This window comes from Ensifer sp. Root954 (genome assembly GCF_001429005.1).
GTDB classification, from domain to species: domain Bacteria; phylum Pseudomonadota; class Alphaproteobacteria; order Rhizobiales; family Rhizobiaceae; genus Ensifer; species Ensifer adhaerens.
Genome location: NZ_LMJM01000021.1, coordinates 53,410 through 64,356, shown reverse-complemented (window position 1 = coordinate 64,356; position 10,947 = coordinate 53,410). Strand labels below are relative to the sequence as shown.

The following is a 10,947-nucleotide window of genomic DNA, read 5'->3' as shown; positions in this document are numbered from 1 at the left end:
GGGACGCGAGCGATCGCGTCCCCGTTTCCGTTCTCGGGCTCGGAAACGTCAGGTCTCGTTCTCTGCGGAGAAATCGGAAGCGACGAGTTTCTTGTCGAGCCCGAACTTCTGCATCTTCTCGTAGAGCGTCTTCCGCGAGATGCCGAGGGTCTCGTAGACCGGCTTCAGCGCGCCGCCATGGGCGGCGATTGCGCTGGCGATGAGGCCTTTTTCATAGGCCGCCACCTTGTCGGCGAGGCGGTTGCCGTTTTCCGATCGCGCGCTGTCGTCGGGAGCCGCATCGAGCCCGAGCACCAGCCGCTCGGCGGCATTGCGCAACTCGCGCACATTGCCCGGCCAGTCGCGCTCGGCGATTTCGGCCAGCATCGATTGGGAGATCTCCACCTCATCCCGGCCGTAGCGAGCGGCCGACTCCCTGACCAGTTGCAGAAAGAGCAGCGGAATGTCGGCGCGCCGCTGCGCAAGCGAGGGGACGCGGAGCGTCGCGACGTTGAGGCGATAGAGGAGGTCCGCCCGGAAGCGCCCGGCGGCGACTTCCTTTTCGAGATCGACCTTGCTGGTGGCGATGAAACGGACGTCGAGCGGGACCTGCTCGTTCGATCCCAGACGGGTGATGACGCGCTCCTGCAGCACCCGCAGAAACTTTGCCTGGAGGTCGAAGGGCATCGAGCCAATCTCGTCGAGCAGGATCGTACCGCCGCGACCATGTTCGAACTTGCCGTAGCGTGGACGGATGGCGCCGGGAAAGGCGCCGGGCTCATGGCCGAAGAGCTCGCTTTCGATCAGGTTTTCGGGCAGCGCGGCGCAGTTGATAGCGATGAACGGGCTGTTGGCGCGGGTGCTCAGATCATGGAGCGTGCGGGCCAACACCTCCTTGCCGACGCCGGTATCGCCGATGATCAAGGTATCGGCATCGGCCGCGCCGAGCGCGCGGATGCGGTAGCGCAGGTCGACCATGACCTGGCTTCGACCGGGCAGCCGCTGTTCGATGTCGTCGCGCTTGCCGGCAACCGCCTTCAGCCGGCGGTTTTCAAGAACGAGCGCGCGCCAGTCCAGTGCCCGGCGGATCGTGCCGGCGAGCATCTGCGCTGCAAAGGGCTTCTCGACGAAGTCATAGGCGCCTTCGCGCATGGCCCGGACCGCGAGTTGCACATCGCCATGGCCGGTGACGAGGATGACCGGTACCTCCGCATCGATTTCGCGGATGCGCTGCAGGAGGGTCATGCCGTCCATGCCCGGCATGCGGATATCGCTGATCACCACGCCAGGAAAACTGTAGCTGATGAATTCGAGCGCGTGTTCGGCGGCCGAGAAGGCATCGACGCGGAATCCGGCCAGCTCCAGCGCCTGGGCGCTCGAATGGCGCACATCCTCTTCGTCATCGACGAGTAGGATCCGGCTCTCGATCATTCGGCGGCCTCCCGGGCATTGCTGTTTTCGGCAGCGAGTTCGATGCGGAACTCGGCGCCGCCTTCCGCAAGGTTAGTGGCGACAAGGCTTCCGCCGAAATCCTTGATAATGTTATAGGAAATCGAAAGGCCAAGGCCCAGCCCCTTGCCGACGCCCTTTGTGGAAAAGAACGGGTCGAAGATACGTTCGGCAATCGCCGGCGCAATGCCGGGGCCGCGGTCGCTGACGGTCAGCACGACTTTGCCGTCTTCCTGCTTCGCACGCAGGCGGATGGTGCGGTCGTCAAGGCCCTCGACGGCATCGGCGGCATTGGAAATGATGTTGACGAGCACCTGCTGCAGGCGGACCGAGCCGGCCCGGACGACGAGCGGTTCGTTGCCGAGATCGATGTCGATGGTCGCCGCCGCCGCCTTCAGCCGAACCGACACGATCTCCATCGTGTCGCGCACCACTTCCTCGACCGGGACCGGCCCGAGTTTCTCGTTCGGTTTGCGGGCGAAATTGCGCAGGTGCTTGCTGATCGCCGCCATGCGGTCGACAAGCCCGGAGATGCGGCGGATATTGTCCGTCGCCTCGTCGGACCGACCCCGCTCGATCAGCAGTGCGGCGCTGTCAGCATAGGTCTTGGCGGCGGCGAGCGGCTGGTTGAATTCGTGCGAGAGGGCGGCGGACATCTGCCCGAGCCCTGCCAGTTTTCCGGCCTGGATCAGATCGGCCTGCGTCCGTCGCAGTTGCTTCTCCGTCAGCCGCCGTTCGGCGATCTCTTCCTCGATCTGGCCGTTGACGCGGGCAAGATCGGCGGTGCGTTCGTCTACGCGGCGTTCCAGCTCGGCCTGTGCTTCCGCCTGCATCGACAGGCGCTCGTTGAGCCGCGCGCGCCGCTGGAGAATGATGGCGACGCCGAGACCGGCAAGGCAGAGCAGAAGCAGAGCGGCGATAACAGTCGTCAGCGCCTGTGTTCGCACCGACGCGGTGTCGACCAGCACATTCACTGTCCAGTCGGCGTCGGGCATCCGCTGCGAAAGCATCAGGTATTCGCGGCTTGAGTTTTCGGCCGAGACGGTGAGGAAATGACGGTCGGACGAAACGCGCTCCGACACGGGAAGGGCATGTACGGTCGCATCGGCGTAGCGCCTGGAGGCCTCGGTTCGTGCAAGCCGGTCCGACGTCAGCGGCAGGATCGACGCGTAGCGCCATTCCGGATCGCCGGACATGAAGACGATGCCTTCCGGGTCGGAGACGAAGATCTTGTACTCGCCGCCCTGCCAGGACGCTTCGATGCGCTCGACATCGACCTTGAACACCATGACGCCGCGGATCTCGTTGCCGACCCGGATCGGGGAGCCGAAAAAGTAGCCGCGTTTCAACGACGTGGTTCCGAGTGCATAGAACCGCGATTGCTCGCCGCGAAGCGCTTCCTGGAAATAGGGCCGGTAGCTGAAATTCTGCCCAACGAAGCTCGTCGGCCCGTCATAGTTGCTGGCGGCGATGGTGTTGCCATCCGGCGTGATCACGTAGATGTCCGAGGACTGCAACAGGCCGTTGATGTCCTTGAGGTAGCTGTCGACGGCCTCCCGCAGTCGCCGGTCCCGTGGGCGGGTGACGAGCTCGCGGACATCGTCATGATCCGCGATCAGTGCCGGCAACGCCTGGTAGCGGTTGAGGTGGCCGTCGAGCGCGGTGACGGCGAGGCGCAGCGCCGTGGTCGCCTGAGCACCTGCCTCGCGCAAATAGCTGTCGGTCGTGACCGCATAGCCTTTCCATGCCAGCATGGCTGCAAGCAGCGGCAACAGCAGGAACGCAATGACCAAGCGATGTTTCACAGATATGCGCGCGCCTCCTCGCGTCGTTGCAGCAAATGCCGCCCGCCGATCTTAAGCATCGGGGCGAGGGCTCACAAGTCGCCGCTGCAACTCGCTTCTGTTGACGAGTTTTAGGCGTCGTCAATGATCTGTTGACAATGCGTTTGGTTGCGGCCGTCTTTCGCCGAGAAGCGGATAGGCGCATCTAAGACCCAACGGAGCGCCCGGTGGCGCCGGAGAGAAAGGATCACGGCAATGCTCAATCAGATCAAGGGTCTGCATCACGTCACCTCGATGGCGGACGATGCGCGCGAGAACAACCTGTTCTTCACCAAGTCGCTCGGCCTGCGCCGTGTCAAGAAGACGGTCAACTTCGACTCGCCGGATGTCTACCACCTCTATTACGGCGACGAAGCCGGCACGCCTGGTACCGTCATGACCTATTTCCCGTTCCCGCAGATGCCGCGTGGCCGCGCCGGTACTGGCGAAGTCGGAACCACCGTCTTCTCCGTGCCCGAAGGTTCGCTCGGTTTCTGGAAAGAGCGGCTGGCAACGCTCGGCGCCACCGGTTTCAAGGATGAAGAAACCTTCGGTGAAAACCGCCTGAACTTCGCCGGTCCTGATGGTGACGGCTTTGCGCTTGTCGAGGTCAGGGACGATGGGCGCACGCCCTGGACGGAAGGCGGCATTTCCGCTGATCATGCGATCCGCGGGTTCCATTCGGCAGCACTGCGCCTGCGTGACGAAGGTGCGACGGCGGAACTTCTGAAGTTCATGGGCTACGAAGAACTTGACCGCAAGGATGGTGTAACTCGTCTAATCGTGCCCGGCGGCAACGATGCCCGCGTCATCGACCTCGAAACGATGCCGAATATCGGCCGCGCCTCGCAAGGGGCAGGCTCGGTGCACCACATCGCCTTCGCGGTCGATAACCGCGAAAAGCAACTCGAGGTGCGCAAGGCACTGATGGACACGGGCTATCAGGTGACGCCGGTCATCGACCGCGATTACTTCTGGGCGATCTATTTCCGCACGCCGGGCGGCGTCCTGTTCGAGATCGCGACAAACGAGCCTGGCTTCGACCGGGACGAGGACCTCGCCCATCTCGGCGAGGCGCTGAAGCTGCCGCAGCAGCACAAGCACCTGCGCCCGATCCTCGAAAGTCACCTGCAGAAGATCGACTAAGACGCCAAGACAGGGAAGGCTCGCCGCCGCGGCGAGCCTTCGCTACCCGATCTTGCACAGGTCGGTTCACAGTTTCGTCGAAACCGTGAAGCCAACGCTTTGAAATCAGGCAGGTTCGCACGAGGCTTCGACCCGTCGGAGGCCTGCCCCAGGAGACAAAAATGGTAGATCATGGCTATGTTCACAAGCTGAAGGCCGGAAAGCCCGGCCAGCCGGTTTTCTTCGTGTTCCACGGGACCGGCGGTGACGAGAACCAGTTCTTCACTTTCGCATCCGAGTTGCTGCCCGACGCGACGATCGTTTCGCCGCGAGGCGACGTTTCGGAATATGGCGCCGCACGCTTCTTCAAGCGCACCGGCGAGGGTGTCTACGATATGGCCGACCTTGCTCGCGCCACCGAAAAGATGACGGGCTTCGTCAAGGCGCTGGCTGCGGAGCATCAGGCTTCTCAGGTGATCGGCCTTGGTTATTCCAACGGCGCGAACATCCTTGCCAATGTGCTGATCGAAGGTGGTGTTTTCGACAAGGCGGTGCTGATGCATCCCTTGATCCCGTTCCGCCCGAAGGACAATGCGGGGCTGAAGGAGCGTAGCGTCCTGATCACCGCCGGCGAGCGTGACCCCATCTGCCCGGCACCGCTGACCCAGGCGCTCGCGGACTATTTCCAGGGGCAGGGTGCGGCAACCGAAACCGAGTGGCATTCGGGCGGGCACGACATCCGCCAGAATGAAATCGCGGCGATCGCGCGCTTCCTGAAGGATTGATCACTCCAGCCGGCGACGGAAGAGCCAGGAGGCGGCCGAGAGGGTGACGATGGCGATCAGAAACAATGGGACCGTCTGTCGCGCCACCTCGACCGCCGGAATGTCCTTGAGGAACACGCCCTTCACGATCACGAGGAAGTAGCGCAGCGGATTGACATAGGTGATCGGCTGCAGCCAGGAGGGCATGTTCTCGATCGGCGTGGCGAAACCCGAAAGCAGCATCGCCGGCACCATGAACAGGAACGCGCCGAGGATCGCCTGCTGCTGCGTCATCGACAGGGCAGAAATGAACAGGCCGAGGCCGACGACGGAGGCGAGGTAGAACACCGCGCTGCCGTAGAGCAGAAGCAGCGAGCCGCGCAGCGGCACGCCGAAGATGAATACGGCCGCCAGGATGTAAATGGTGATGTGGAAGAGGCCGATCATCATCGGCGGTATCAGCTTGCCGATCAGGATCTCGTGGGTTCGAAGCGGCGAGACCATCAGTTGATCGAAAGTGCCGAGCTCCCGTTCGCGCGCGATCGATAGCGCAGTGACAATAAGACCTATCAACAATGCGATGCTGGCGACGAGGTTCGGAACCATGAACCACTGGTAGGTAAGGTTTGGATTGAACCAGTTGCGGGCAACGACGGTGACCGCCCCCGATGCCATGCGCTTGCCTGCGGGCGTCTCGGCGGCAAGCGCGCCGACGATACGGCCGAGATAACCGGAGACGATCTGCGACGCATTGGAGCGGCGGCCGTCGAGGATGACCTGCACCTCCGCCGGCCGGCCGGCCTCGATATCGCGCGAGAAGGTGGGGCCGATTTCGATCGCCGCAATGACCTGCTGGGTGTCGATCGCCAGGCGCACCTCCTGCTGACTGTCGGTGAAGCGGATGCTTCGGAAGGTTGGCGAGCCGTCGATCCCCTCGATCAGATCCTGGCTCCAGTGGCCGTTGTCGCGGTTCAGCACCAGCACGTCGACATTCGTGACCTCCAGCGTCGCAGCGTAGGAGAACACCAGAAGCTGCAGGATCGGCGGTACGATCAGCACGGTGCGCCCCTTGGGGTCGCGCAGCACCGCCAGCAACTCCTTGACGATCAGGGCCTTCAGTCTCGTCCACCACATGTCAGCCGATCCTCTTGCGGGTACTGCGGGCGGCGAGCGCGAAGAACACGCTGCCGATCAGGAGCATGGCGGCAATGGACTTGCCGAACATCGGCCAGATGTCGCCAGCCAGAAACACCGTCTGCAGGCTCGGGATCAGATAGCGCGCCGGCACGATAAAGGTGATACACTGGATGACCGTCGGCATCGAATTGATCTCGAAGAGAAATCCCGAAAGCAGAAAGGCCGGAAGAAACGCCGAAATCAGCGCGAGCTGCGAGGCGAGGAATTGGTTCTTGGTCGCCGCCGAAATCAACAGGCCCTGACCGAGCGCCGGCATCAGGAAAGTCGCTGACAGCGCGTAGAGCGCTGCGACCGAGCCGCGAAAAGGAACGCCGAAGAGGAAGACGGCAAGGAGGACGCAGAGCGTCATCGAGGTGAGCCCGAGAATAAAATAGGGCAGCAGCTTGCCGGCAAGGAGTTCGGCTGCCGAAACCGGCGTCGCCATCATCGCCTCCATCGTGCCGCGCTCCCATTCACGTGCAACGACGAGCGAGGTGAGCAGCGTCCCGACCAGCGTCATGACGATGGCGATCGAGCCCGGCACCAGGAAGTTCCGGCTGGTCAGCTCCGGGTTGAACCAGAAGCGCTGCTCGGCCGAGATCGCCGGCGGCCGGCCGGCGCTGTCGCTCAACCGCTGGCGCTCCCAATTGGCTACGGTCGCCTGCGCATAGTTCTGGACGAAGTTCGCGGTGTTGGGATCGGAGCCGTCGACGAGCACCTGCAAGGCGGGGTGCCGACCGGCCGAGTAGTCGGCCACGAAGCTCTTGGGGATTACAACGATGCCGCGGACCCGGCCAAGCACTAGGTCTTCCTCGAACTCGCGGCGGTCCCGACCGACCGCCACCGTGAAATAACGCGAGGCCTGAAATCCCGCAGCGAGATCGCGCGTCAGCGGGGCCTCTTCTTCGACGACGAGGCCGATTCGGGTCTGCGTCGTGTCGAGCGAAACACCATAGCCGAAGAGAAACAACAGGATCATCGGCAGCACGAAGGCGATCAGGATGCTGCTCGGGTCGCGAACGATCTGATAGCTTTCCTTGCGCACCAACGCGGCAAAGCGTCTGGCTCTCGTGGCCCGGCCCTCGGTCGTTGCGGCGCGCGCGCTCATGCGGCCTCCTTCTCCTCTGAGCCTTGAACCAGGGCGATGAAGGCATCCTCCATGGTCGGGTCCGGAAGGTCGGGGCTGGCGACCTGCGCCTTCAATTCGTCTGGTGAGCCGAGCGCGATCGACCGGCCGCGATAAATCAGCGAAATGCGGTCGCAATATTCGGCCTCGTCCATGAAGTGGGTGGTGACGAGTACGGTGACGCCCTTTTCGACAAGGCCGTTGATGTGGGTCCAGAATTCGCGCCGGGTGATGGGATCGACGCCGGAGGTCGGTTCGTCGAGAAACAGCGCTTCCGGTTCGTGCAATACGGCGCAGGCGAGTGCCAGACGCTGCTTGAGGCCGAGCGGCAGATCTTTCGCCGACATGTCGAGCAGGCGGGCGAAGCCGAAGATTTCCGTCATCAACTGGATGCGTTCGCGTTTGCGCGCGCCGGCAAGACCGTAGACGCCGGCAAAGAAGCTGAGGTTCTGGCCGACGCTCAAATCGCCGTAGAGCGAGAATTTTTGCGCCATGTAGCCCAGCCGGTTGCGTGCTTCCGCTGCGTCTCGCCGTAGATCGAAACCGGCGACGCGGCCTTCGCCGGCCGTGGGCTTCAACAGCCCGCACAACATCTTGAAGGTCGTGGATTTGCCGGCGCCGTTCGGGCCTAAGAGCCCGAAGATCTGACCGCGCGGTATGTCGAAGGTGATCGCATCCGCGGCGGTGAAATCGCCGAAGCGTTTCGTCAGTCCGCGCGCTTCGATGACCGGGCGTTCGCCGTCGGTCGGGAAGGGGGTCTGGGTTTCCGCGAGCTTGGAGCGGCCACCGGGACCGCCGCCGAGCATGTCGATGAACGCATCCTCGAAACGCGGCGTGGTCGTCGCCACGCTCGATGCGGACGAATGTCCGTCCGGGGTTGGCGGTTTGGTCCCTGGCTTCATGACCAGGCGGATCGCTTCGCCCTGGATGACCCCGTCGACGACATCGTCGTCGTCGAGATAGCTTGCGAGCTTCTGGCGCCGCCCATGGGTAATGCCGGAAACCTTGAAGACGCGATCGGCGACCCTGGCGGTCAATTCGGCGGGACTGCCCGTGAACAGGAGCCTGCCTTCGTTCAAGAGCAGAACGCTGTCGCAGGCCTCCGCCTCGTCCAGATAGGCTGTGGACCAGACGACGCCGATGCCTTCCTTCGTCAGGTTTTCGACCATCTTCCAGAGATCTCGGCGCGAGATCGGGTCGACGCCGACGCCCGGTTCGTCGAGGAGAAGCAGCCTCGGCTTGCGCAGCAGGGCGCAGGCAAGGCCAAGCTTCTGCTTCATGCCGCCGGAGAGCTTGCCGGCAAGGCGGCTAGTGAAACGCTTGAGGTCAGTAAATTCGAGCAGTTCGTCGAAGGTCGCTGTGCGCTCGCCAAGCGGCAGGCCGCGCAGATCGGCGTAGAGATTGAGGTTTTCCTGAACGGAAAGGTCCTCATAGAGGCCGAAGCGTTGCGGCATGTAGCCGATGGCCGCCTGGATATCGGCAGCATTCGCCACCGTATCGAAACCGAGGACCTCGACCTTGCCTTCGTCCGGTACCATCAGCCCGGTCATCAGGCGGATCAGCGTGGTCTTTCCGGCGCCATCGGGGCCGACGAGCCCGGTGATCCGCCCGCCCAAGATTTCGCCAGCGATATGGTCGAGCGCCGGCGGGGCATCGCCGAAGCGCTTGACCACATCCGCGATGCGAACGAACGGCACCTCGTCGCTCATTGCGCGGCTCCAGCCTTTTCCGGCAGATGCACGGTCACGGGCATGCCCTGCCGGAGATCGGGGCCCGGCTTGTCGACAACGATGCGCAGGCGATAAACGAGATCGGTACGCAGTTCCGGCGTTTCCACCGACTTGGGCGTGAATTCGGCGACCGGTGAAATGAACCCGACCGTCGCCTTGTAGCGGTGGTCCGGGGCGCTGTCGGACGTGACCTCGACGGCCATGCCGGGATGCACCCGGCCAAGGTCCGGTTCCGCCACATAGGCGCGCACCCAGACGGGTTCGTTCAGCGAGACGACGTAGACGGTGTCGGAAGGCGCGACGATGGCACCAGCCTCGCGCACCCGTGACAGGACCGTGCCGGCGCTCGGCGCGAACAGTTGGGTATCGGCAAGCGAGGTGCGGGCGCTTTCGAGCTTGGCTTCGGCGGCGAGCACCTGCGCCTGGGCGGCTTCAATATCCTCGATCCGGCTTCCCTCTTCGATGAGCGCCAGGGCCTCGCGGGCGGAGGTGGCGCGCGCTGCGGCTGCCGCCCTGTTGGCGTTCGCCTCGTCGAGATTGGCCTGGGAGATGGTGCCGTTCGGGCGCAATTGCCGGGCGCGTTCATAAGCGAGATTGGCGTTTTCGAGATCGGCCAGACGTTCCTCATGGGTCGCGCGCGCCTGGGCGATCTCGGTCGGGCGTGCCCCCGCCCTCAGCTTTGCAAGGTTGGCCCTGAGCGCACCGAGATCGGCCTGCGCCGCGGCGACCGCCTGCTCGAACGGGGCGGCGTCCAGCGTCGCCAGAACGTCCCCGGGCTTGACCACGTCTCCTTCGTCGACGCCAAGGCTTGCGATGCGGCCGCTGACGCGGAAGCCGAGTGAAACCTGCCGAATGTCGACATTGCCGTAGAGCACCGAGGTCTGCTCCGTGCCGGTCCAGCCGAGCCGCTGCGGCACGTCGAACCACCAGGCACTGGCCGCGGCGCCGGCAAGCAATACAAGGGCTACTGCCGGCTTGTTCATGACCGGTCCTCCCGCTTGTTTCCAATGGCCGCGACCAGCTCGGCAGCATGTCGGCGCAAGAGATCGAGCTCGTCAGGACCGACCGCCTGCCATTTCATCTGCCGAAGCACGGCTGCGTGGGCCATGCGGAAGACCAGGATGCTGCCGACGAAGGACAGGGTTTTCAGCCGGACCTGTTCCGATTGAAGAGGCTCGCCAAGGATGGTGGCAACCAGCCTGCCGGCCATGCCGATCATCGGGCCCATGACGTTGGAATAGACGCGCTCAAAGGCTTCCGTCGGCTCCATCTGTTCGCGGATGATGAAGCGCGCCCAGCTTTCGGACTGGCGGCTCACGAAGAGGGCGACCATGTGCTGCGCCAGCTGGGTGAGCATGTCGCGGGCTTCCTGGGGTTCCAACGGCTGGCCTTGGCTGTCGAGGTGGGCAAGGCGAGCAAGAACCGCGTTTCGAAGGTCTGCGACGTGGTCGATGATGATCGAGGCAAGGTGCTCCGCAGCGGCGATATGGAGGCCTTCCTTGCCGCCGAAGTAATAGGGGATTGCCTGGAGGTTCACGCCTGCCGTTTCGGCGAGCATGCGAGTGGTTGCGCCGTCAAAGCCGTAGCGGCCAAAGACGTCGATGGAACTGGTCAGCAGTTTCTCGCGGGTGACATCTCCGCGGTCCTGCTTGGTCGGGCGGGGCGAGGTTTCTTTTTTCATGACATACTGAAATTACATCATTCCAATGATTAAGTCAATCGAATGAATTTACGCGACGGATGACGACATGCCTTGAATCGATGAGGTCGTGTTG

Annotated in this window: 9 protein-coding genes; 2 read left to right on the top strand and 7 right to left on the bottom strand. The window is 63.4% G+C overall.

Going from position 1 to position 10,947, the window contains the following annotated elements:
- Positions 1–48 precede the first annotated feature (48 nt).
- On the bottom strand, positions 49–1,410 hold the full coding sequence (locus ASE71_RS11600) for a sigma-54-dependent transcriptional regulator (RefSeq protein WP_034799619.1): 1,362 nt from the start codon (positions 1,408–1,410) through the stop codon (positions 49–51).
- Complete coding sequence (locus ASE71_RS11595; RefSeq protein WP_060518191.1) at positions 1,407–3,233, bottom strand: sensor histidine kinase; 1,827 nt, start codon at positions 3,231–3,233, stop codon at positions 1,407–1,409. Before ASE71_RS11595 ends, ASE71_RS11600 begins: the two co-directional genes overlap by 4 nt.
- Before the next feature lie 234 nt (positions 3,234–3,467).
- Between ASE71_RS11595 and ASE71_RS11590 the strand changes: the two genes are divergently transcribed.
- On the top strand, positions 3,468–4,397 hold the full coding sequence (locus tag ASE71_RS11590) for a VOC family protein (protein ID WP_060518189.1): 930 nt from the start codon (positions 3,468–3,470) through the stop codon (positions 4,395–4,397).
- Positions 4,398–4,558: 161 nt separating this feature from the next.
- Positions 4,559–5,161, top strand: a complete 603-nt coding sequence (locus tag ASE71_RS11585; protein ID WP_060518187.1) for an alpha/beta hydrolase — start codon at positions 4,559–4,561, stop codon at positions 5,159–5,161.
- Here ASE71_RS11585 and ASE71_RS11580 read toward each other — a convergent pair whose 3' ends face one another.
- The 5 genes from ASE71_RS11580 to ASE71_RS11560 are packed head-to-tail and all read right to left on the bottom strand — an operon-like array spanning position 5,162 to position 10,853.
- Positions 5,162–6,274: an ABC transporter permease gene (locus ASE71_RS11580; RefSeq protein ID WP_060518185.1), complete on the bottom strand. Its 1,113-nt coding sequence runs from the start codon at positions 6,272–6,274 to the stop codon at positions 5,162–5,164. It abuts the gene before it with no gap.
- Between the two features lies 1 nt (position 6,275).
- A complete protein-coding gene (locus tag ASE71_RS11575) occupies positions 6,276–7,424 on the bottom strand; it encodes an ABC transporter permease (protein WP_060518183.1) in 1,149 nt (382 codons plus the stop codon).
- Positions 7,421–9,151, bottom strand: a complete 1,731-nt coding sequence (locus tag ASE71_RS11570) for an ATP-binding cassette domain-containing protein (RefSeq protein WP_060518181.1) — start codon at positions 9,149–9,151, stop codon at positions 7,421–7,423. The genes ASE71_RS11575 and ASE71_RS11570 overlap by 4 nt, the downstream gene beginning before the upstream one ends.
- Positions 9,148–10,155 carry a secretion protein HlyD gene (hlyD, locus tag ASE71_RS11565; protein ID WP_060518179.1) on the bottom strand — a complete coding sequence of 336 codons (1,008 nt, stop codon included), beginning with the start codon at positions 10,153–10,155 and terminating at the stop codon, positions 9,148–9,150. Before hlyD ends, ASE71_RS11570 begins: the two co-directional genes overlap by 4 nt.
- Positions 10,152–10,853 carry a CerR family C-terminal domain-containing protein gene (locus ASE71_RS11560; RefSeq protein WP_060518177.1) on the bottom strand — a complete coding sequence of 234 codons (702 nt, stop codon included), beginning with the start codon at positions 10,851–10,853 and terminating at the stop codon, positions 10,152–10,154. The genes hlyD and ASE71_RS11560 overlap by 4 nt, the downstream gene beginning before the upstream one ends.
- Between the last annotated feature and the right edge of the window lie 94 nt (positions 10,854–10,947).

Bases quoted from the DNA above. Each gene is read 5' to 3' on its own strand.
- ASE71_RS11600 (WP_034799619.1), bottom strand. From the start codon at position 1,410: ATGATCGAGAGCCGGATCCTACTCGTCGATGACGAAGAGGATGTGCGC.
- ASE71_RS11590 (WP_060518189.1), top strand. From the start codon at position 3,468: ATGCTCAATCAGATCAAGGGTCTGCATCACGTCACCTCGATGGCGGAC.
- ASE71_RS11585 (WP_060518187.1), top strand. From the start codon at position 4,559: ATGGTAGATCATGGCTATGTTCACAAGCTGAAGGCCGGAAAGCCCGGC.
- ASE71_RS11580 (WP_060518185.1), bottom strand. From the start codon at position 6,274: ATGTGGTGGACGAGACTGAAGGCCCTGATCGTCAAGGAGTTGCTGGCG.
- ASE71_RS11575 (WP_060518183.1), bottom strand. From the start codon at position 7,424: ATGAGCGCGCGCGCCGCAACGACCGAGGGCCGGGCCACGAGAGCCAGA.
- ASE71_RS11570 (WP_060518181.1), bottom strand. From the start codon at position 9,151: ATGAGCGACGAGGTGCCGTTCGTTCGCATCGCGGATGTGGTCAAGCGC.
- hlyD (WP_060518179.1), bottom strand. From the start codon at position 10,155: ATGAACAAGCCGGCAGTAGCCCTTGTATTGCTTGCCGGCGCCGCGGCC.
- ASE71_RS11560 (WP_060518177.1), bottom strand. From the start codon at position 10,853: ATGAAAAAAGAAACCTCGCCCCGCCCGACCAAGCAGGACCGCGGAGAT.